This is a genomic window from Candidatus Kinetoplastibacterium sorsogonicusi, assembly GCF_003072465.1.
Lineage (GTDB): Bacteria > Pseudomonadota > Gammaproteobacteria > Burkholderiales > Burkholderiaceae_B > Kinetoplastidibacterium > Kinetoplastidibacterium kentomonadis.
Genome location: NZ_CP025628.1, coordinates 547956 through 570759 on the forward strand (window position 1 = coordinate 547956; position 22804 = coordinate 570759).

General features: G+C 22.5%; 18 protein-coding genes. 14 read left to right on the plus strand and 4 right to left on the minus strand.

The window, feature by feature from the left end:
- Nucleotide 1 precedes the first annotated feature (1 nt).
- Nucleotides 2–253 carry a cell division topological specificity factor MinE gene (gene minE, locus CKSOR_RS02640; RefSeq protein ID WP_108674038.1) on the plus strand — a complete coding sequence of 84 codons (252 nt, stop codon included), beginning with the start codon at nucleotides 2–4 and terminating at the stop codon, nucleotides 251–253.
- Here the strand turns inward: minE and ettA are convergent, their stop codons facing one another.
- The gene (ettA, locus tag CKSOR_RS02645) at nucleotides 254–1915 is read right to left on the minus strand and encodes an energy-dependent translational throttle protein EttA (RefSeq protein WP_108674039.1); all 1662 of its coding nucleotides are present in this window, start codon (nucleotides 1913–1915) and stop codon (nucleotides 254–256) included. It abuts the gene before it with no gap.
- Between the two features lie 9 nt (nucleotides 1916–1924).
- Nucleotides 1925–2053 (minus strand): hypothetical protein, encoded by a 129-nt coding sequence (locus tag CKSOR_RS03635; protein WP_267895956.1) that lies wholly within the window; start codon nucleotides 2051–2053, stop codon nucleotides 1925–1927.
- 130 nt (nucleotides 2054–2183) lie between these two features.
- Between CKSOR_RS03635 and uvrA the strand changes: the two genes are divergently transcribed.
- Nucleotides 2184–7739 carry an excinuclease ABC subunit UvrA gene (gene uvrA / locus CKSOR_RS02650; RefSeq protein ID WP_108674040.1) on the plus strand — a complete coding sequence of 1852 codons (5556 nt, stop codon included), beginning with the start codon at nucleotides 2184–2186 and terminating at the stop codon, nucleotides 7737–7739.
- A 7-nt stretch (nucleotides 7740–7746) separates the two neighbouring features.
- On the opposite strand, the gene CKSOR_RS02655 is transcribed toward uvrA, so the two are convergent.
- Nucleotides 7747–8538, minus strand: a complete 792-nt coding sequence (locus tag CKSOR_RS02655) for a tRNA threonylcarbamoyladenosine dehydratase (protein ID WP_108674041.1) — start codon at nucleotides 8536–8538, stop codon at nucleotides 7747–7749.
- Between the two features lie 82 nt (nucleotides 8539–8620).
- Here CKSOR_RS02655 and pdxH point away from each other — a divergent pair, with 82 nt between their 5' ends.
- From pdxH to miaA, 5 genes are read left to right on the plus strand one after another with little or no spacing between them, the layout of a single operon-like run.
- Entirely contained in the window at nucleotides 8621–9277 is a 657-nt protein-coding gene (gene pdxH, locus CKSOR_RS02660) for a pyridoxamine 5'-phosphate oxidase (RefSeq protein WP_108674042.1), read from the plus strand.
- Between the two features lie 24 nt (nucleotides 9278–9301).
- Nucleotides 9302–9751, plus strand: a complete 450-nt coding sequence (tsaE, locus tag CKSOR_RS02665) for a tRNA (adenosine(37)-N6)-threonylcarbamoyltransferase complex ATPase subunit type 1 TsaE (protein ID WP_108674043.1) — start codon at nucleotides 9302–9304, stop codon at nucleotides 9749–9751.
- Between the two features lie 44 nt (nucleotides 9752–9795).
- Nucleotides 9796–10968, plus strand: coding sequence for an N-acetylmuramoyl-L-alanine amidase (locus CKSOR_RS02670; protein WP_150130250.1), 1173 nt, complete (start codon nucleotides 9796–9798; stop codon nucleotides 10966–10968).
- Between the two features lie 9 nt (nucleotides 10969–10977).
- Nucleotides 10978–12714, plus strand: coding sequence for a DNA mismatch repair endonuclease MutL (mutL, locus tag CKSOR_RS02675; protein WP_108674044.1), 1737 nt, complete (start codon nucleotides 10978–10980; stop codon nucleotides 12712–12714).
- Between the two features lies 1 nt (nucleotide 12715).
- The gene (gene miaA / locus CKSOR_RS02680; RefSeq protein ID WP_108674045.1) at nucleotides 12716–13654 is read left to right on the plus strand and encodes a tRNA (adenosine(37)-N6)-dimethylallyltransferase MiaA; all 939 of its coding nucleotides are present in this window, start codon (nucleotides 12716–12718) and stop codon (nucleotides 13652–13654) included.
- 9 nt (nucleotides 13655–13663) lie between these two features.
- Here miaA and purM read toward each other — a convergent pair whose 3' ends face one another.
- Nucleotides 13664–14713 (minus strand): phosphoribosylformylglycinamidine cyclo-ligase, encoded by a 1050-nt coding sequence (purM, locus tag CKSOR_RS02685; RefSeq protein WP_108674046.1) that lies wholly within the window; start codon nucleotides 14711–14713, stop codon nucleotides 13664–13666.
- Between the two features lie 289 nt (nucleotides 14714–15002).
- On the opposite strand from purM, the gene CKSOR_RS02690 reads away from it, so the two are divergent.
- From CKSOR_RS02690 to CKSOR_RS02720, 7 genes are all read left to right on the plus strand, one after another.
- Nucleotides 15003–15704 carry an HdaA/DnaA family protein gene (locus CKSOR_RS02690; protein ID WP_108674047.1) on the plus strand — a complete coding sequence of 234 codons (702 nt, stop codon included), beginning with the start codon at nucleotides 15003–15005 and terminating at the stop codon, nucleotides 15702–15704.
- The gene (locus CKSOR_RS02695; protein WP_108674048.1) at nucleotides 15701–16402 is read left to right on the plus strand and encodes an HAD family hydrolase; all 702 of its coding nucleotides are present in this window, start codon (nucleotides 15701–15703) and stop codon (nucleotides 16400–16402) included. Before CKSOR_RS02690 ends, CKSOR_RS02695 begins: the two co-directional genes overlap by 4 nt.
- The gene (pcnB, locus tag CKSOR_RS02700) at nucleotides 16402–17706 is read left to right on the plus strand and encodes a polynucleotide adenylyltransferase PcnB (protein WP_108674049.1); all 1305 of its coding nucleotides are present in this window, start codon (nucleotides 16402–16404) and stop codon (nucleotides 17704–17706) included. The genes CKSOR_RS02695 and pcnB overlap by 1 nt, the downstream gene beginning before the upstream one ends.
- Nucleotides 17693–18178 carry a 2-amino-4-hydroxy-6-hydroxymethyldihydropteridine diphosphokinase gene (gene folK, locus CKSOR_RS02705; protein WP_108674050.1) on the plus strand — a complete coding sequence of 162 codons (486 nt, stop codon included), beginning with the start codon at nucleotides 17693–17695 and terminating at the stop codon, nucleotides 18176–18178. Before pcnB ends, folK begins: the two co-directional genes overlap by 14 nt.
- 73 nt (nucleotides 18179–18251) lie before the next feature.
- The gene (gene glyQ, locus CKSOR_RS02710; RefSeq protein ID WP_108674051.1) at nucleotides 18252–19139 is read left to right on the plus strand and encodes a glycine--tRNA ligase subunit alpha; all 888 of its coding nucleotides are present in this window, start codon (nucleotides 18252–18254) and stop codon (nucleotides 19137–19139) included.
- Nucleotides 19140–19145: 6 nt separating this feature from the next.
- Nucleotides 19146–21269 carry a glycine--tRNA ligase subunit beta gene (gene glyS / locus CKSOR_RS02715; protein WP_108674052.1) on the plus strand — a complete coding sequence of 708 codons (2124 nt, stop codon included), beginning with the start codon at nucleotides 19146–19148 and terminating at the stop codon, nucleotides 21267–21269.
- Nucleotides 21270–21571: 302 nt separating this feature from the next.
- Nucleotides 21572–22798 carry a nucleoside recognition domain-containing protein gene (locus CKSOR_RS02720; RefSeq protein ID WP_108674053.1) on the plus strand — a complete coding sequence of 409 codons (1227 nt, stop codon included), beginning with the start codon at nucleotides 21572–21574 and terminating at the stop codon, nucleotides 22796–22798.
- Nucleotides 22799–22804: the final 6 nt, after the last annotated feature.

The window sequence follows — 22804 nt, forward strand, 5'->3', positions numbered from 1 at the left end:
AATGTCTTTTTTATCATTTTTTTTAGGTACGCCAAAAAAGTCTGCATTATTAGCAAAAGATAGATTAAAAATAATCTTAGCTCAAGAAAGATCTGAAGGATCTATTGATTATTTACCTCAATTACAAAAAGAATTAATTGAGGTAATTTCTAAATATATAAAGGTAAATCCCGAAGATATAAAAGTTAACTTAGAAAGAGATGGATCTCTAGATATTTTAGAAGTAAAAATAGAAATGAATCAAATTAAATAATTATTTCAGACCTTTATATTTAAAGGTCTTTTTTTGTAATGATAATTGATTCTTATATTTTTCATATTCACTATAATTACCATCAAAGAATGTTATATTTGAATTTCCTTCAAATGCTAATATATGAGTTGATATCCTATCTAAAAACCATCTATCATGACTAATTACCATAATATTGCCAGCAAATTCTAATAGTGCATCTTCCAAAGATCTTAAAGTTTCAACATCTAAATCATTAGATGGTTCATCTAATAGTAAAAAATTACCACCAGTAACTAAAGATAGTGCTAAATGTAATCTACCTCTCTCTCCACCTGACAAAAATTTGATTTTTTTATTTTGATCACTACCTTTAAAATTAAATTTGCTTAAATAAGCTCTAGAAGATAATTCAAATTTTCCAATTTTTATAATATCAGATCCTTTTGAAAGAACTTCAAATACAGTTTTTTCTGAATCTATAAAATCGCGTAACTGATTAGCAAATGATATTTTTACTGTTTTACCTAAAATAACTTCACCTGAATTAGGTTGTATTTTACCTGTTATAATATCAAATAGAGTAGTTTTACCAGTACCATTAGCTCCTATAATTCCAACAATTGAACCTGCAGGTAATTTAAAATTTAAATTTTTTATTAAAATATTATTGTTATATGACATATTAATATTTTTTAATTCTAATACTTCATTACCTAAGCGTTCACCTACTGGAATAAATATATCTTGAGTTTCATTTCTTTTTTGATATTCAAATGAAACAAGTTCTTCAAATTTATTTAAGCGAGCTTTAGATTTAACTTGTCTAGCTTTAGGATTTTGTTTAATCCATTCTAATTCTTTTAATATCGTTTTTTTACGAGAATTTTCTGAATTTTCTTCCTGTGATATACGTAAATTTTTTTGCTCTAACCAAGAACTATAATTTCCTTTCCATGGAATACCGATCCCTCTATCCAATTCCAAAATCCATTCAGCCACATTATCTAAAAAGTATCGATCATGTGTAACCGCAATTACAGTACCATTAAATTTGTATAAAAATTTTTCTAACCAATCAACGCTTTCTGCATCTAAATGATTAGTTGGCTCATCTAATAGTAATAAATCTGGTTTAGATAGCAATACACCACATAAAGCTACTCTCCTTTTTTCACCTCCTGAAAGATAACCTATTATTTTTGAAAAATCAGGAAGTCTAAGCGCGTCTGCTGCTATCTGTATACGATTATCTAAATCATCAATTCCACTAGAAGCAGACGCAGATAAAATTGCTTCTAACCTTGCTTGTTCAGAAGAAAGAAAATCAAAATCAGCATTTGGATCAGCATATAATTCATATATATTATTTAATTCTTGTCTTGCTTTAAATAAATTATCTACACTACTTTCTATAAAATCTTTTACTGTAATATTAGAATCAATAATAGGATCTTGTGGTAAATAACCAATTTTTATTCCTTGCATAACATTTATATTACCATCTATTTCTTGATCTATACCTGCAATGATTTTTAATAGAGTTGATTTTCCTGCTCCATTTAAACCCAAAACGCCTATCTTAGCTCCAGGTAAAAATGATAAAGATATATCTTTTAGTATAGTTTTACCGCCTGCAATGATTTTGCTAACGCGGTTCATTGTATATATATATTGAGCCATTTGTAACTATTAATTTTTCTTTATTTTTTCTAGCATTTTAAAAATAGTTTTTCCAGAAGTAGAAAATAACCTTTTAAATGTTTTACCAAGACAACGTCTTTCTAATGTATTTTTTCTAACACGTTTTATTTCTGCCATTATATTAATCCTCATAATTTTAAATGTATAGTATAATCTTACTTATAATATTATAATTTATTTTATTGTACAGTATAAAAATAATAATATTATTATATTAATTTTATTATAATTTTTGTATAGGTCATTTATGCAAAATAGCATTGAAGTATATGGAGCCAAACAAAATAATCTTAAAAATATTGATATTAGTATAAAAAAAAATCAATTAATAGTTATTACTGGTGTATCAGGTTCAGGTAAAAGTTCTTTTGCATTAGAAACAATTCATGCAGAAAGTAATAGATTATATATAGAAACTTTTTCAACATATATTAAACAATTTTTAGATAAAATTAATAGGCCTAATGTAACTAAAATTAATGGTTTACAACCTTCAATAGCAATTTCTAATAAAAACCAAATTAAAAATTTTTATCATACTATTGGGTCAATTACAGACATTAATATGTATGTAAGATTATTATTTTTGCATAAAAGCAAGTTATTTTGTAAAAAATGCAAAAAATTGATAAAAAAATACGATACCAATTTAATAATATCAGATTTACAATCAAAATATTATGAATTAAAAAATCATATTGTATTTATTACATTCCCAATCATTATTCCTGAAAATTTTTATATAGAAGACATTTTATCTGTTTTATTAAAAATAGGATATAGTAGAATTTTTTATAAAAAAACTTCTAAAGAATTTCATGTATTTCAAATATCAGATATTTTAGAAAATATAACAAATTATGATATTAAAGATATAATATATGTCATACAATATAAATCTAAATTACCTATACAAATAGAAAAAGATCATTTTTTGTTAGAAAATATAAATAAATCTTTAGATCAAGGAAAGGGGAAAATTTTAATTTTTTTTACGAATAATGATGTTATAAATATTGAATTGAATTATAGCAATAGTCTTTATTGTTCTAACTGTAATATACATTACAATGAAGTAAATCAAAATTGTTTTTCCTTTCATTCTCCAGTAGGTGCTTGTGAATATTGTAAAGGTTTTGGGCATACTATAGAACCAAGTTTAGACTTAATAATACCTAATCAAAATTTAACCATAAAAGAAGGTGCAATTAAGCTTTTACAAATTAAATCACACGAAAAATATAAAAATGATTTATTAAAATTTTTAAAAAAATTTAATATTCCATTAAATATACCATGGAAAGATCTTTATGATTCACAAAAAACTTTAATCTTATATGGAGAAAAACACCATGATACTCAACATAATTTTGTTGAATCTTGGGAAAATTATTGGTATGGAATAATACCATTTTTTCATTGGTTAGAAACTAAATCATATAAAATTCAAATTAAAGTTTTGCTATCAAAATATAAAAAAAGAATATTATGTACTCAATGTAAAGGAACTAGGATAAAAAATGAATTTTTATTATGGAGAATTGGTAGTAAAAATATAAAATTATCAGAAAATTTAAATGAACAAATATTAGATAGTAATAAAATTTTAAATAATCCAAATGGATTAAATATAAATGATATTATGTCTTTAGAAATATTTACATTATATAAGTATATACATTATTTATACTTGCATGATAAAGAAAATGAAACACATAATGTATATTTAGATCTTTTATCTAGATTACAGTTAATTTTAGATTTTGGATTGGGGTACTTAAATTTAAATAGAACAGTCAATACTTTATCTAGTGGTGAATTACAAAAAATTATAATTATAAAATCATTAGGCAATAATCTAACTAATACAATATTTATAATAGATGAACCTTCTACTGGTTTACATAATAGTGACATAGATAAATTAATTAAAAATTTCCATAAATTACGTAGTAATAATAATACAGTTATTGTTATTGATAATAATCCGAAAATTATTTTATCAGCTGATACAATTATAGAAATAGGTCCTGGTCCTGGCAAAGATGGTGGTAATATTGTATTTAATGGTGATATTAAAAATTTTATAAATTCTAATACATTAACAGCACAATATATTAAAAAAGAAAAATTAATAGTACGTAATATTTATAATTTTCAAATAGATCAATTACCAAAAATTATTGTTCAAAATATTTGTGTAAACAATTTAAAAAATATTAAAATTGAACTTCCTATTGGTAAACTCACATGTATTACTGGTATATCTGGATCTGGTAAATCTACATTGATCAACAATGTTATAAGCAAAATTTTAGAAAAATCTAACAATTTTATATGTACTTCAGGAATTGAAAATATCAAAAAAGTAATTTTAGTAGATCAATCTAAAGTAATTAATACAAAAAAATCGATTATTGCAACTTATATCAAAGTTTATGATTTAATTAGAAAATTATTTGCTCAATTATCAACGTCTATAGCAAAAGGATATACTCAAGGATCGTTTAGTTTTAATACTGGAAATGAAAGATGTTTATTTTGTAATGGTATTGGTTATGAAAATATAGATATAAAGTTTATATCAGATATACATTGTATATGCCCAGAATGTAATGGTACTCGTTTTCAATCTGACATCCTAAATATAAAATTAGAAAACTTGAAAATTAATAAAAAAGCTAATATATCTGAAGTATTAAATATGTCTATATCTGAAGCAGTTGAATTTTTTACAGATATTAATATTTTAAAAAAATTGAGAAAAATTCAGGATATAGGGCTAGGATATATATTATTAGGACAATCTTTAACTACATTATCTGATGGTGAATTACAAAGATTAAAGTTAATTACATATATATCTAATATTAATGAAAATCAAAAAGATAGTTTGTTTATTTTTGATGAACCTACAAAAGGCTTACATTTTGAAGATATTAATAATATATTATCAATATTTTATGATTTATTAAAATTTCAAAATACTATTATAGTAGTAGAACATAACTTAGATTTTATTAAGATTTCTGATTGGATTATAGAGTTGGGACCTGGTAGTGGATTAAATGGAGGCGAAGTTGTAGCTACTGGTAAATTAGATGATATTATTAATAATAATGTATCATTAACAGGATTAGAATTAAAAAAATATATTGACTACATTGATAAATCATCGATTTTAAATCAAAAATATATAAATAATATACATAAAAAATCAATTAATAAGATTAATATTATTAATGCTTATGCAAATAATTTAAAAAATATTAATGTTAAAATACCATTAGGATGCTTAAATGTTATTACAGGTGTTTCAGGATCAGGAAAATCTTCCTTAGCTTTTGATATCATTTTCAATGAAGGTAAGAAAAAATATTTAAATACAATAAGTTTAAATAAATTTTCTGTTATAAAACCTTTGGAAAAAAGCAAAGTACAAGATGTATTAGGTATACCTCCAACTATTGCACTAAAACAGCATCATAATATAGGTAATTGTAAATCTACAATTAGCACTTTGACTGATATTTATTATTTTTTTAAACTATTATATTCAAAATTAGGTTTACAAATTTGTAATCAATGTAATAAACCAGTTTTTAGTTATAATTTAGAACAAATTATAGCTTTTTTATTAAAAAAATATAAAAATAAAATTGTAATTATTACAGCTAATTTAGTAGCTGATAGTCACGTTATATATGATAATATATATAAAAAAATTAAAAATTATTCTTCTGATTATATATTAATTGATAATAAAATATGTTCTGCATCAAGTTATACATCTCTCATTAATAATACAAAAAAACATACTATAGACATAATAATAGAAAAAATTTTAATAAATATTAAAAATAAAGATAAAATAATTAATATATTAAAAGATGCAATATTTATAAGTAATGGTATTATTAATATATATTTGAATATAAATGATCAAAATAATAATGATTTAATAGTTAATAAAAATTTACTTTTATTTGATAAATGTTCTATACCTATAAAAAAAATATGCTTGAATTGTAATATATTATTTCCTGAATTAACTTCACAATTTTTTTCATTTAACTCGAGATATGGATGGTGTACTAATTGTTTAGGGACTGGTATTGATAATAATCAATCTTTAGAAAATAATGAAGAAAATTTATGTACATCATGTAATGGTAGTAGATTAAATGTAAAAGCATCTAATGTAACTTTTCAGAATGTTTCTATAAACAAAATATCTGATATGACGATAAAAGATTTATTTATTTTTTTAGGTAAAATAAATATAAAAAATAAACGTGAAAAAATAATATATTCCAATATTTTTAAAGAAATAAAACATAGATTAAAATTTATGATTGATATGGGTCTAGATTATTTAAAATTAAATAGATCTATTAATACTTTATCTGGTGGTGAATTACAACGTGTAAAATTAGCTTCTTACCTAGGATTAAATTTAGAAGGTATATGTTATATACTTGATGAACCAACTATTGGATTACATTCTATAGATACAAAAAAATTATTAAAAGCATTATATAAATTAATTCATAAAGGTAATACTCTTATAGTTGTAGAACATGATGAAGATATTATAAAAAATGCAGATCATGTTATAGATATTGGTCCTTATGCAGGTCAGTATGGTGGTAATATCATTTTTCAAGGGAATCCTATAAACATTAAGAATTCTCATAATTCAATTACCGGAAAATATTTAAATAAGGAATTTCATCATTTTATTTGTAAAAAAGATTTATATAAATATTCCCAAAAAGATACATCAATAATTATAAACAATATAAACTTTAGAAATTTAAAAAACTTAAATATTAAGTTTTTACTTAATAATTTATGTGTAGTGACTGGAGTTTCTGGATCTGGAAAGTCAACTTTAGTTAATGATATTTTAGTTAAAAATTTAATTATTTATAATAATAAAATAAAAAATTTTTTTGGCTGTAAAGATTTGGTCATGAACGAAGATATAAAAAATATAATAAAAATTAATCAAAGTTCTATAGGGAAAAATTCTAAATCTTGTCCTGCAACATATATGGAATTTTGGGATGATATAAGACAACTATTTTCAAATACAAATCAAGCTAAAATAAATGGCTGGAATATCAAACATTTTTCATTTAATACAGGTGAAGGTCGTTGCAAAGTTTGTGATGGATATGGATATATTGAATTAGAAATGATTTATTTGCCTAATACTAGTATTGAATGTTATGAATGTCATGGCAAAAGATTTAGTAAAAAAATTTTAGAAATTAAAGTTCATAACAAAAATATAGATGAAATATTAAATATGGAAATAAGTGATGCATTAAATTTTTTTACATTTCATAAAAAAATTTACAATAAACTTCATATTTTAAAAGATTTTGGTTTAGGATATTTAAAAATAGGGCAATCATCTAAAACTTTATCAGGCGGTGAATCTCAAAGATTAAAATTAGCATATGAAATATCTAAATTTAATTTTAATAAAGATAAAAATATAAATAATTTATATATATTAGATGAGCCTACTATTGGTTTATCAATGTATGATGTTATAAATCTTATAAATATATTAAAAAATATTTTAAAATATGGAAATAGTACTATAATAGTTATAGAACATAATTTAGAACTCATATATCATGCAGATTGGATTATAGATTTAGGTCCTGGTGGTGGAGATAAAGGTGGTAATTTAATGTTTCAAGATAATTTAAATAATATTTTATATAACGAAAAATATAAATCTCATACTAAAAGTGCATTGATAAAATATATCAAGAATTTTAAATAATGAAATATTAATCTAATAATGCTTTATTTAAAATAATACCTGCAGCTATAAAACCCATAGAAGCAGTTACTGTAATAATAGATCCATAACCATGACAAGATAAACCTCCTATAATTTTATCTTTTTTCATAATATTGCAATCTTTGATTTTTGCTACTTGATCAACCCATATTACAGGTATATTCATTTTTTTTCTAATAATATTTTTCTTAAAATGTTTAGGAAAATTAAAATTTTTTCTTAGCTCATAACGTAATTTAGATAATAATGCATCATTCTGAGAATAACATAGATCACTATACTTAATTAATAAAGGATTATCTTTTCCTCCAGCAGCACCACAGGACAATATAAATTTATTATGTTTTTTTGCATACAAAATCATTGCTATTTTAGCTTTAATATTATCAGTACAATCAATTAAAAAATGAAATTTTATCTTTGATAAAATTTCATCTATATTATTTTCTAATAAAAAATCTTCTATACAATTAATTATACAATTAGGATTAATATGTTGAGCTCTTTCTTTCATTGCATATACTTTAGATTTTCCAAGATTAGGAATAGTAGCATGTATTTGTCTATTAATATTAGATTCTGAAATATGATCCATATCTATAATAGTAATATTTAAGACTCCAGAACGTACTAAAGATTCTACTACCCAAGATCCTACTCCTCCTATACCAACTACTACTATGTTCAATGTTTGTAATATATTTTTAGCATTATTACCATATAGTCTATAAGTTCCAGAAAATAATCTGTCATAATTAATTATATTTTTAGATAACATAAAAATTTTAATGAGAAAATGATATAAATATTAATAATATTTATTATAAAATAATATTTTATATTTTATTTGGATTTTTTATATGAATAACAATAAAATTTATGATAATGATATTTTTAAAGAACATATAGATTTTAATAAAAAATCACTTGATGAAGAAGATTTAAATCTTTCACCATTTGTACAATTTGATCAATGGTTTAAAGATGCATTAAAAGATAAAGAAATAAATGTTAATGCTATGTCTTTATCTACAGTAAATATAAAAGGATTTCCGTCTTCTAGAATTGTATTATTAAAAAATTTTAGTGATGAAGGTTTTGTATTTTATACAAATTATAATTCTCATAAAGGAAAAGATATAGAAAACAATCCAAATGGATGTTTATTATTTTTTTGGCAAATTAGTGAAAGGCAAATTAGAATAGAAGGTTCAATTAAAAAAATAAGTTCAGAAGATTCAGATAAATATTTTGATACTAGACCTATTCAATCAAAAATAAATACATGGGTTTCTAAACAAAGTCAAAATACTAACAAAGAAGAACTTATGGAAAGATCTAAATTCTTTCAAGATAAATATCAAAATCACCCACCTAGACCAGCTCATTGGGGAGGATATATATTAAATCCAATATATTTTGAATTTTGGCAAGGACGTACTTCAAGATTACATGATAGATTTTCATATATAAAAAATAAATCTCACACATGGGACATTAATCGTTTATTTCCATAAAATTAAGATTTTCAATTAAATATTATGATCAATATAGCTAATATAAATAACTTGCAAGATACAATTATCATTGCCCAGAAAATTTCAAAATTTATTTTAAAAAATGGGCATGCAAATAATATTAATATTCACTTAAATGGACCGGTTGGTATTGGAAAAACTACATTAATAAGATATATATTACAAAATTGTGGAATTAAAGCAAGAATCAAAAGTCCAAGTTTTAATATAATAGAATATTATTCTACAGAAAGTTTTAAATTTTATCATATTGATTTTTATCGATTAAATAACAGAGATACATCAATTTTATTTGAATTAAAAGATTACATAAAAAATAATTCTATTTTATTAATTGAATGGCCTGAAATTTTTTTAGATGATTTACCTAAACCAAATATATCAATTGTATTAGAGTATATTAATAAAAATCGTGTAGCTAAAATTTTTGCAAAAGATCATATAAAAATATAATGATAAGTAAATTCAAAATAAATTATGTAAAATTTATTTTATTTATGTTATTTATATTATTTTATGGAATATCTACTTTTTCATATGCTAATTCAGCAATTGATGTGAGAATATGGCATTCTAATGAATATAAACGTATTACTATAGAATTAGACAATAATATTAGTGTTAAAAAATTTTTTTTAAAAGATCCTAATAGATTAGTAGTTGATATTCATAATTTAAAAATAAATAAAATTATTCAAAAGATATCATCTTTAATAAAATGTGATGATCCTTATATAATTAAAATTAAAATTGCACAATATGAACATAATATTGTAAGGGTAGTATTTTATTTAAAAAAAGATATAGAACCTCAAATATTCATTTTAAAACCTGTATCTAATTATAATTATAGACTTATATTAGATTTATATACAAAATCGAAACAAGATTCTTTAATGTCTTTAATAGATATAACTAAAAAAAATAATATTATTAAAGATCCTATTGATGATATTATTAATAGCATAGAATTTCGTAGCCATAGAAAAAAATTTAATATTGTAATAGATCCAGGACACGGTGGTGAAGATCCAGGAGCAATTGGAAAAGTAGGACTATATGAAAAAGATATTGTATTGAGTATAGCTAAAAAATTAAAAATTTTAATAAATAATACTCCTAACATGAATGCATATCTTACTAGAGAAGGTGACTATTTTGTTCCTCTAAATGTAAGAATAAAAAAAGCTAGAATAATGAAAGCTGATTTACTAATATCAATACATACTAACTCATGGTTTAAATCTAATGCTAGAGGTACATCAGTTTTTGTATTATCCAATGTTGGTGCATCTAGCACACAGGCAAAATGGATTGCTAATAAAGAAAATTCATCTGATCTAATAGGTGGTATTAATTTGACAACCCAAGATCAAAATATAGCTAAAATATTGCTAGATTTATCTACTACATTACAAATTAATAATTCTATTAAGTTAGGTAATTTTTTATTAAACGAATTTAAAAAATTCAATGTTTTATACAAAAAAAATGTCGAGCATGCAAATTTTGCCATTTTAAAAATCCCTGATATTCCTTCAGTTTTAATAGAAACAGCTTTTATAAGTAATCCTTTAGAAGAACAGTTATTAAAATCAAATGATTATCAAAATAATATTGCAAAAGCTATTTTAATTTGTATAAAAAAATATTTTGATATTAAAAATTAAATATATATTATGATAAAACGCTTACCAATTATAGAAATGTCAGATACATTATCTAATCAAATTGCTGCAGGAGAAATAATACATAGACCATCATCTATTTTAAAAGAAATTATAGAAAATTCTATAGATGCATATGCAGATTCTATTGATATTTATCTCGAACATGGAGGGAAAAATAGAATTATAGTAAAAGATAATGGATATGGAATTGAAAAAAATGAATTATATTTAGCTATAAAAAAACACTCTACAAATAAAATTTATAAAATAGAAGATTTAGAGACAATTTCATCTATGGGTTTTCGTGGAGAAGCTTTAGCCTCTATTAATACTATAGCAGATATTATTATAATAACTCGTACGCAAAGTGATGAAAATTCATGGAAATTTGATGTTAAAAATAATATCCTAAAAGCAACTCACGGTTTTATTGGAACTACTATTGAAATAAAAAATATTTTTCATAATATACCTGCTAGAAGAAAATTTCTTAAATCAGATAATAATGAATTAAGAAATTGTTTAGATATTTTTGAAAAAATTGTTTTATCATTTAATGATATTTCATTTTCTTTATATCACAACAAAAATTTACTATATAAATATAAAAAAAATATTAAAGAACAACGTATAAAAGAAATTTTAGGAGGTGAATTTATACAATACTCCATAAATATAGATCATAAATCAGAATTTTTAAATATATCTGGTAAAATCATAAATCCATCTTTTTTAGATTCTATTATTAGTAAACAATATATTTATATTAACAATAGATTCATAAAAAATCGTATTATTAGTCAAGCTATACAAAATGCATATAAAGATGTTATTTATAGTAAAAATAAACCAAGTTATATTATTTTTATAGAAATTAATAGTAAATATCTCGATATAAACGTACATCCTTCAAAACAGGAAGTACATTTTTATGATAGTAATCATGTATATAATATAGTTAAAACATGCATAGAAACTTTTCTTAATAAATTAAATAATATAAAAAACAATAAAATATTATATTCAAACATAAAAAATGATTGCAATCAGTTTATACCGTTGTTATCTCAAGAAGAGACTTATAATGATAAAAATCATCATCTAAAAAATATAAATATTGAGAAATCTATACAAAATAATTTATTAGAAGATAATGTTAGCAAATATAATTTAGGAACTGCTATTGCGCAAATTCATGGCATTTATATTTTATCACAAAATCAAACAGGAATTATATTAGTAGATATTCATGCTGCACATGAAAGAATTATATACGAAAAAATGAAAATAGATTTTGATAATAAAAAAATTACACAACAAAATTTATTAATACCAATTATAGTAAATATTCCAAATAAATTTTTACTCGTATTAGAAGAACATATTCAATATATTAATTCTATAGGTTTTGATATTAGAATCATTGGGTATAATAAATTATCAATATTAAGTATTCCATCTATTATACAAAATCAAGATATAAATAAATTAATGATAGAAATATTATCAGAATTATATAAATTAGATAATAGTTATAGTTTTAAAGAAAAAATTTATAAAATTCTTGCAAATATTGCATGTCATAATTCATTAAGAGCTAATAGAAAATTAAATATTGAAGAAATGAACAATATACTTAGACAAATGGAATTAACTAATAAAGCTAATCAATGTAATCATGGTAGACCAACTTGGTTATATTTTTCGTTAAAAGATATAGATAAATTATTTTTTAGGGGAAAATAAAATGAATAAAATTATTTGTATAATTGGACCTACTGCTTCTGGTAAAAGTTCACTGATAAAAAATATAGCAAATATTTGGCCTATAGAAGTAATTAATATGGATTCAGCAACTATTTATAAAGGTATGGATATAGGAACAGCTAAACCATCTACAAATGAAAGAAGAATAATTAAACATCATCTTATTGATATAGTAAATCCATTTGAATATTATTCTGTTGCTAATTTTTCTGATGATGTAGAAATTATCATCAACAATGCTAAAAATAGAAATAAAATACCAATTATAGTTGGTGGTACTATGATGTATTATAATGTACTTCAAAATGGACTAAATAAATTACCTAAATCAGATTATCATAATAAATGTCTTATTATAGATGATATCAAAAAAAATGGTTTAAATTTTGTATATCAAAAATTACAAAAATATGACCTAGAAACTGCTAATAAGTTAAATCCTAATGATTCTCAAAGGATTATAAGAGCGTTAGAAATATATATAACTACTGGTAATACTATGAGTAGTATCTTATTAGAAGAAAAGAAAATTAATAATAATTTAAAAAACAAATATATTACTATTAGTTTAGAACCTAGAGACAAAAGTATTTTACATAGTAGAATTGAAAAAAGATTAAATGATATGATAGAGAATGGATTAGTTGAAGAAGTGCAAAAACTTTACAATTGTAAATTTATGCACTCAAATTTGCCTTCAATGAAATGTATAGGTTATAGACAAATATGGTCTTATTTATCTAATCAAATTAGTTTTCAAGATGCCAAAAGTCAAATAGCTTTTGCAACAAAAAATTTAGCTAAAAGACAAATGACATGGATAAAAAAATTTAATAATAAAATTATTATTGATTGTGCATCTAAAAATATAGAAAAAGTTTTAATAAAAACAATATCAGAAATTTTAGAAAAAAATTGATATATATTTTTATAATATATTAATTTTTGAGTTATTATTTGTTTCTATAATTTTACCTATAACCATTGCATTTTCTCCATTTTCAGATAAAAAGTTAATAACTTCTGATTGCATATCAGGTTCAATTACAATAATCATACCAATACCACAATTAAATACATTAAACATTTCGTCATCTTCAACATTACCTTTTTGTTGTAAAAAAGTAAATAATGGAGGAATTTTCCAAGAATCACGATATATTTCAGCAGATAATTGATTTTTTAAAATACGTGGTATATTGCCAGATAAACCTCCTCCAGTAATATGAGCTAAACCCTTGATAACTTTATTAGAAAATTTTTCTATTAAGGATAATATTGGTTTTACATAAATTCTAGTTGGTTCCATAATAACTTCATGTAATGGTTTACCATAAAAGTCTTCATATATATCTATATTTGCATTATCAATTATTTTTCTAATAAGAGAATAACCATTTGAATGAGCTCCACTAGAACTAATTCCTATAATTAAATCACCATTTTTAATACTATTACCATTAATAATTGAATTTTTTTCAACAGCACCTACAGCAAACCCGGCTAAATCATATTCACCTTCAATATACATACTAGGCATTTCTGCTGTTTCTCCACCTATTAATGCACAACCTGCTAATTGACAACCATAAGAAATACCATCAATAACATTTTTTGCTATATTAATATCCAAGTTACCACAAGCAAAATAATCTAAAAAAAATAATGGTTCTGCGCCTTGTACTAATATATCATTTACACTCATAGCTACTAAATCTATACCTATAGTATTATGTTTATTTAACTGAAAAGCCAAACGTAATTTAGTACCTACACCATCAGTTCCAGATACGAGTACTGGTTCATGAAATTTTTTAGGAATTTGAAACATTGCTCCAAACCCACCTATACCAGCTAAAACATCATTTCTATGAGTACGTGCTGCCATTGGCTTAATAATATCAACCATAGAGTCACCAACTTCTATATTTACACCAGCATCACGATATGTCATTGATTTTAATTTTGTTTTATTCATTAATACACCACCAAAAATATAGTTGTTTAATATTAGTATGTGAAATAATATTATTAAATATTGCTATGAAATAATCTATAGAAGTCATAATAAATACGATATGTTGTAATAGTACAATAATCAATTATGTTATTATTATATTATATATAAATATATTATATATATGAAATATTATGCATAAATTTATAAAAAAGTATATATTAATTGATTTTAATATGATTAAATTATTTTTAAATCTTATTTAAAAATAATTTAAAAAATTTTATTAATAATTGTTTAAGAAAAACAAATGAGTAGCCAATTATTACTCGATATTTTAAAAACACCAAAACAAACATTTAAAAATTATATTGTTGGAAAAAACAGTGAAGCTTTATCTGCCATAAAGAATATTTCTTCAGGTAGAGCAATATATTTATGGGGACCTTCTGGATCTGGAAGAACTCATTTATTAAAAGCAATACAACATGAAACAAATGGTATTTATTTTAATCATATTTCTAAAATAGATTCTATAAAAAATATTTTAGAAAATGAAAATAATCAAAATTTTTCTAAATTTATATTAATAGATAATGTACATCTTTTTGATAAAACAAGACAGTCATTATTATTTACTTTATATAACAAATGGCGTGAAATCGCAACAACTACTAATGCTTTTACAATTACATTGTCTGGTAATTTATCTCCAATGTTTATGCATGTAAGAGAGGATATTAGAACAAGATTAGGATGGGATCTTATTTTTAGATTAGAACCTTTATCAGACTCTGATAAATATACAGCATTAAAGACTCAAGCTGAAGAAAGAGGATTAAAAAATATTGATAATGTTCTCCAATGGATGTTAAATCATTATGAAAGAGACATTAGAAAACAAATCATAGTATTAGATGCTTTAGATCGTTATTCTCTTGAAACTAGAAAACCAATAACTATTTCTTTATTGAGAAATATGCTTTTATCACAAGGAATTTATTTATTATGAAATATAATAATTTAGTTTTATTTGATTTAGACAATACTTTAATCCCTATTGATAGTGATTATCAATGGGTAAATTTTTTAGCTGATAATAGCGATATTTCTAAACTAGATGCTAATAAAATAAAAGATACAAATAATCAATTAATGAATTTATACAATAAAAATCAATTAAAAGCTGATCAAACTGCTAAATTTATGTTAAGTTTATTAGCAAAGATTGATGTTGTAAAATTAGCTGAATTACATGAAATTTTTATGTTAAAAATTATTAGACCAGCAATTAAAAAAAATGCAATTTCATTAGTAAAAAATCATTTAAAAAATAATGATATATGTGTAATAGTCACAGCAACAAATGAATTTGTAACATATCCTATAGCAAGAGCATTTGGTATCCAAAATTTAATAGCTACAAAACTGGAATATAAATTTGGTAAATATACTGGTAATTTAGATGGTATTATAAATTTTCAAGAAGGAAAAATTCATAATGTAAATAAATGGCTAGAACAATTTGGTCAAAAAATTAGTGATTTTAAATGTTCCTATTTTTACAGTGATTCCTTAAATGATTTACCTTTATTAGAAATAGTAACACATCCTATTGCTACAAATCCAAGTTTAGAATTACGTCAATTAGCAACAAAACGTAATTGGAAAATAATTGATTTATTTACTGATGAAGATAAGAATATATAATGAGCAGTATAATAACAAAATTTTTTAATAAAATTTATAATTTTTGTAATAATAAAAAAGAAAAAATTATATATAGTAAAAATCATAAAATAAATATATCATTAATATCAAAAAATGCTATAAAAATTTGTAAAAAATTAAGAGATTGTGGCTATGAAGCATATATAGTTGGTGGTGCTATAAGGGATATTTTAGTAAACATAAAGCCGAAGGATTTTGATATAGCTACTAATGCAACTCCAGATGAAGTAAAGTGCATTTTTAGAAAATCTAGAATTATTGGCAAAAGATTTAAAATAGTGCATGTAATAATGAATCAAGAATTAGTAGAAGTTTCAACATTTAGAACATTACCTTCTTCTAAACAAATATTGGATAAATTTGGTCGTATTATAAGAGATAATAATTTTGGTTCACAAAAAGAAGATGCTGAGAGAAGAGATTTTACTATAAATGCATTATACTACGATCCTATAAAAGAAGATATAATAGATTTTCATAATGGATTTAAAGATTTAAAAAATAAAAATATAGTTATTATAGGAGATGCTGAGAAAAGATATAGAGAAGATCCTATTAGAATGCTTAGAGCATTCAGATTTGCATCAAAATTAAATGCAAAAATTTCAGATAATACTCTGAAACCTATACGAAATTTAGGTTTTTTATTAAAAAACATTCCATGTTCAAGATTGTTAGATGAAATTATAAAAATATTTTCTAGTGGACAAGCAGTAAAAAATTTAGATTTTTTAATAAATTTTGGATTATACCAGCAAATATTTTTATATGTAGATAAAAAAAATTATAAAGAATTTTTAAATATAGTTTTAAGTTATACAGATAAAAGAGTATTAATAGGAAAAAGTATCAATCCAAGTTTTTTATTAGCATCTATATTATGGCCATTAGTATATGATTTATGGCAAATTATTCAAAAAAAAGAAAAATATATTCCTGCATTAGTCATAGCAACTAAACAAATATTAGAAAAGCAAAATAAGAAAATGAATTTACAGCAAAAATTTTGCTCTGAAATTAGAGAAATTTTTTTTATGCAGCCAAGATTTGAAAAAATAAATAAAAAAAATATATCTAAAATGATTAAACAAAATAAATTTCGAGCTGCATGCAATTTTTTTCTATTACAATCTATATTTATGAAAAAAAATTTGCAATTGGCAAATTGGTGGATGTTATTAGCCAATTCTAATGAACTAGAAAAAGAAAAAATGATTCAAGAAATTTTTAATAATAAAAATCTTTTAATAACAAATAATTGTCATAAAAATGCTTTATCATAAAATACACACTGTATATTTAAGTTTGGGATCAAATTTAGGAGATAGTCTTTTTACAGTAAAATTGTCTATTATATATATTCAAAATATACAAGGTATTTTAACCTGTAAAAGTTCCCCTTTTTATAAAACAGAACCTATAAACTCTACAGGATCATATTATATAAATACAGTATTAATGATTAAAACTACTTTATCTCCTCATATTTTATTAAAAAAATTGCAATTTATTGAGAATTTACTTGGAAGAGTAAGAAATTTTAAAAATGAACCTAGAACAATAGATATAGATATATTACTTTATGACAATTTAAAAATCAAAACAAAAAAACTTATAATACCTCACCCTTTAATGCACTTAAGATTATTTGTTTTAAAGCCTTTATTTGATATCAATCCTTTAATTAAATTACCTATGGGAAATATTCATATATTTTTAAATAAAACAAAAAATCAGTTAATTGAAAAAATATAAATATTTTTAATATGAGATTAACTAAATAACATTATTATATCATTTTTAACATTAATAAAATCAAATAAAATATATGATCACTTTTCAAAATTTAATATTTAAATTACAAAATTACTGGGATCAAAATGGTTGTTCCATATTACAGCCATATGATATGGAAGTAGGAGCAGGAACATCACATACAGCTACTTTTTTAAAATCAATAGGTCCAGAACCATGGCATGCAGCTTATGTACAACCATCTAGAAGACCAAAAGATGGAAGATATGGTAATAATCCTAATAGATTACAAATGTATTATCAATTTCAAGTTGTATTAAAACCAGCACCTGTTAATATCATTGATTTATATATAGAATCATTGAAATATATAGGAATTGATACTAATAATGATATTAGGTTTGTAGAAGATAATTGGGAAAACCCCACTTTAGGTGCATGGGGTTTAGGTTGGGAAGTATGGCTTAATGGAATGGAAGTAACTCAATTTACCTATTTTCAACAAGTTGGAAGTTTAGAATGTATTTTAACTACTGGGGAAATTACATATGGTTTGGAAAGAATAGCAATGTATATTCAAGGTGTGGATAATGTTTATGATATTATTTGGAATGTTAGAAAAAATAATGAAATCATTTATTACCGTGATATTTCTCAGCAAAATGAATTAGAGCAATCTTATTATAATTTCGATTATGCATCTATAGATATATTATTTAATCATTTTAGTGATTATGAAAAAGAAGCCAAAAGACTAGTAGAATTGAACTTAATTTTACCTGCATATGAAGCAACTCTAAAAGCAGCACATTTGTTTAACTTATTAGATGCTAGAAATGCTATAAGTGTAACAGAAAGAGCTAATTACATTAGTAAAATAAGAAATTTATCTCGGATAGTTGCAAAATCATATTTAATGTCAAGAGAAAAATTAGGATTTCCTTTAGCAAAAAATAAATAAAATAATATGAATATAAATAACAAAAATAAATATTTATTAATAGAACTACTAACTGAAGAACTACCAGCATATTTAGAAAATCTTAGTGAAGAATTTGCTAAAAATGTTTACGATAATCTTAATAAATCAGGTTTTTTATCTAATAATTCTAGTTATCAAATTTTTGCAACACCTCGTAGAATTGCATGTCTATTTCATAATATCTTAGATGAAAGTCCAAGTTTTATCAATAAAGAAAAATTGATGCCTAAAAAAATTGGAATAACTCCAGAAGGTCAAATATCCAATATTTTATTGAAAAAATTACAAAAAAAATTCAATATAACAAACATTAATTTAGACTGTATATCTGTAGAAAAACATGAACAGCAAGAATATGTATTTTTAATAAATCATGTAAAAGGTCAATTATTAAAAAATTATTTAAAAAATATATTAAAAGATTCTTTAAATAATATTAATTTACCTAAAACAATGAGTTATCAATTAGATGATGGTTTAACAACTATCAAATTTGTTAGACCAGTTAGAAATTTATTAGTTATGCTAGATGATAATCTCATTTGTACTGAATTATTAGGATTAAATGCTACAGATTATACATATGGTCATAGAATTATGACTAATAATTCAAAAATAAAAATTACACATGCAAAAGATTATGAAAAAATTTTAGAAATAAAGGGTAAAATAATAGCATCTTTTGAAAAAAGAAAGTCTATTATCAAATATAAATTATTAGAGAAAGCTAATTTAATTGATGCTACTTTATTATTTGATAACCCAGAAACAGAAAAACTATTAAATGAAGTTACATCGTTAGTAGAATATCCTGTGATATATTTAGGAAAATTTGATAATAATTTTTTAAAGTTACCAAATGAATGTTTAATTTTAACAATGAGATTACATCAAAAATATTTCCCTTTATTTTCAAAAAAAGAAAAATCTCTAATTCATAATTTTTTAATAGTAAGTAATGTTGATAACAATAACATTATTATTGGCAATGAACGTGTTATAAAGCCAAGATTATCAGATGCACATTTTTTTTATGAACAAGATTTAAAAATATCATTAAAAGAAATGATATCCCGCTTAAGTAAAATAATTTATCATAATAAATTAGGTTCTCAATTAGATAGAACAAATAGAATAGTATTTATTGCTAAACATATTGCTAAAATATTAAATGCAGATATCAAGTTATCTGAGCAAGCTGCTAATTTATCTAAAATTGATTTATCTACTAATATGGTCAATGAATTTCCAGAATTGCAAGGTATAATGGGATCTTATTATGTTTTACAAAAAGGTTATGATCAACTTGTGTCTGATGCATTAAAAATGCAATATAATATTAAATTTTTTAATCCAATAAATAAAAAAAATATTATATCAGCTATTCTTTTTATATCAGATAGAATAGAAATGTTATTAGGTTTATTTAGCATAAATATGAAACCAAATGGAGAAAAAGATCCTTTTGGTTTAAGAAGGGCTGCTTTAGGTATTATTAGTATATATGAAAATATGTACGATTTAAATAGTATAGAAAGTAAAGAATTTGAATTAAAAGAATTATTATATACTTCAGCAAAAGCTTTTAATAATATAGATAATAGTGTTATAGAAGAAATAATCCAATTTATTTATGAAAGATATAAATATCAACTTTTATTAAAATTTCCAAAAAATATTATTGAAGCAGTTATATCTGTCCAGCCTCCTTTTAATCAAATAGCAAAACGTATTAATGATTTAGAAAAATTTGCTAAATTATCAAAAGCTAATAAATTATTTTCTATTAATAAAAGAATTAATAATATTATTAAAAATTTTAAAAATAATGAGTTTGTAATAGATATTAATTTATTAAATGATAATATAGAAAAAAAATTAGTAGAAAAAATTTACTATTTAAAACCAATTTTGCGGAATTATATTATAAATCAAGATTTTTTTTCTTATTTGAATAAAATATGTGAAATTACTAATGAAGTTAATATTTTTTTTAATGATATTTTAATCATGTCTGAGCAAATTGAATTGAAAAATAATAGAATTGCTATTTTGATAGAAATTAATAATATTATTAATAATAATATTAATATATCTAAACTGAACTGAAATATTATTAGATAAAAATGATATCTTTCATAAAGTATATTTTTATTTCATAAAAACTAGATATATAGATAAAAATTACTAGATATATAGATAAAAATTAGATTAATAAATAATTAATCTATATTGGTATTTAATAAAATTTAATTTATATTAGATAATTGTAAATATTACAAAATATTATGATACAGTAACTTTTAATATGATAATATATTGCTGTATAAAAAATTATCTGTTACTCTGTTGCTTTTTCGATTTTTTAGCAAAAATTATATACATAATAAATTATTAAAAGTGTTGATTGAATGAATAAAGTTTGGATTTCTTTGTTTTTGATATCTGCATTATCTAGTATATATCAAAGTTTAATATTAGGTAATATAGATGTTTTTCGCTTAATAGTTCTTAATATGTTTAGTATGACTAAAATGTCTGTTGATATTATGCTGATACTATTTGGTACTATTACTTTGTGGTTAGGTTTACTTAAAATTGCAGAAAATTCTGGATTAGTAAACAAAATTTCTAATTTTATTTATCCATTGTTTGAAAAAATAATGCCAGAAATACCAAAAAATCATCCAGTATTTGGTACTATTACTATGAGCTTATCAGCTAATATTTTAGGGCTAGATAATGCTTCTATTCCAATTGGATTGAGAGCTATGAAAGAATTGCAAAATATTAATCCTTATCCAGAAGAAGCTAGTAATGCTCAAATAATGTTACTTGTACTAAGTGCATCATCTTTAACAATTATACCAATAAATATATTTATGTTTAGAGCACAGCAAGGATCTATCAATCCTACGTTAGTATTTTTACCAATTATTATATCTACTAGCATTTCAACTTTAGCAGGTTTTTTTACTGTTGCTTTTTATCAAAAAATCAAAATATATGATCCAATTATATTAAAAACTATAATTTTATTTTCTTTATTTATAGGGATATTAATTGCAATTTTACTAAATTTATCTGCAGTTAGTATTTCAATACTATCTTCATTATTAGGTAATTTAACATTATTTATATTAATAATAAGTTTTATACTATATGGAACATATAAAAAAATTAATGTATATGATGCTTTCATTGATGGTGCAAAAGATGGATTTGATGTATCTAAAAATATTTTGCCATATTTAATAGCTATGCTATGCGCAGTTGGAGCGCTAAGATCTTCAGGCGCGTTGGATTATATATTGTATATAATTAAATACATATTTAATATACTTCATTGTGATTCTAGATTTGTAGATGCATTACCAACTGCAATTATGAAACCTTTTTCTGGAAGTGCTGCTAGATCTACTATGCTAGAAACTATGTCACATTTTGGAGTAGATAGCTTTCCCGCATTATTATCCGCAGTTATGCAAGGTAGTAGTGAAACTACTTTTTATTTTTTAACAGTATATTTTGGATCTATAGGCATAAAAAATTATCGACATGCTTTAGTTGGGGCTTTAGCTTCTGATATTGTAGGTATGACAACTGCTATATTAGTATGTTATTGGTTTTTTGGATAACACATT

What these genes read in the sequence shown, in the direction of transcription:
- CKSOR_RS02720 (WP_108674053.1), top strand. Translation starts at nt 21,572, where the DNA reads ATGAATAAAGTTTGGATTTCTTTGTTTTTGATATCTGCATTATCTAGT.
- mutL (WP_108674044.1), top strand. Translation starts at nt 10,978, where the DNA reads ATGATAAAACGCTTACCAATTATAGAAATGTCAGATACATTATCTAAT.
- purM (WP_108674046.1), bottom strand. Translation starts at nt 14,713, where the DNA reads ATGAATAAAACAAAATTAAAATCAATGACATATCGTGATGCTGGTGTA.
- tsaE (WP_108674043.1), top strand. Translation starts at nt 9,302, where the DNA reads ATGATCAATATAGCTAATATAAATAACTTGCAAGATACAATTATCATT.
- pcnB (WP_108674049.1), top strand. Translation starts at nt 16,402, where the DNA reads ATGAGCAGTATAATAACAAAATTTTTTAATAAAATTTATAATTTTTGT.
- pdxH (WP_108674042.1), top strand. Translation starts at nt 8,621, where the DNA reads ATGAATAACAATAAAATTTATGATAATGATATTTTTAAAGAACATATA.
- CKSOR_RS02695 (WP_108674048.1), top strand. Translation starts at nt 15,701, where the DNA reads ATGAAATATAATAATTTAGTTTTATTTGATTTAGACAATACTTTAATC.
- uvrA (WP_108674040.1), top strand. Translation starts at nt 2,184, where the DNA reads ATGCAAAATAGCATTGAAGTATATGGAGCCAAACAAAATAATCTTAAA.
- folK (WP_108674050.1), top strand. Translation starts at nt 17,693, where the DNA reads ATGCTTTATCATAAAATACACACTGTATATTTAAGTTTGGGATCAAAT.
- glyS (WP_108674052.1), top strand. Translation starts at nt 19,146, where the DNA reads ATGAATATAAATAACAAAAATAAATATTTATTAATAGAACTACTAACT.
- ettA (WP_108674039.1), bottom strand. Translation starts at nt 1,915, where the DNA reads ATGGCTCAATATATATATACAATGAACCGCGTTAGCAAAATCATTGCA.
- CKSOR_RS02690 (WP_108674047.1), top strand. Translation starts at nt 15,003, where the DNA reads ATGAGTAGCCAATTATTACTCGATATTTTAAAAACACCAAAACAAACA.
- CKSOR_RS03635 (WP_267895956.1), bottom strand. Translation starts at nt 2,053, where the DNA reads ATGGCAGAAATAAAACGTGTTAGAAAAAATACATTAGAAAGACGTTGT.
- CKSOR_RS02655 (WP_108674041.1), bottom strand. Translation starts at nt 8,538, where the DNA reads ATGTTATCTAAAAATATAATTAATTATGACAGATTATTTTCTGGAACT.
- minE (WP_108674038.1), top strand. Translation starts at nt 2, where the DNA reads ATGTCTTTTTTATCATTTTTTTTAGGTACGCCAAAAAAGTCTGCATTA.
- glyQ (WP_108674051.1), top strand. Translation starts at nt 18,252, where the DNA reads ATGATCACTTTTCAAAATTTAATATTTAAATTACAAAATTACTGGGAT.
- CKSOR_RS02670 (WP_150130250.1), top strand. Translation starts at nt 9,796, where the DNA reads ATGTTATTTATATTATTTTATGGAATATCTACTTTTTCATATGCTAAT.
- miaA (WP_108674045.1), top strand. Translation starts at nt 12,716, where the DNA reads ATGAATAAAATTATTTGTATAATTGGACCTACTGCTTCTGGTAAAAGT.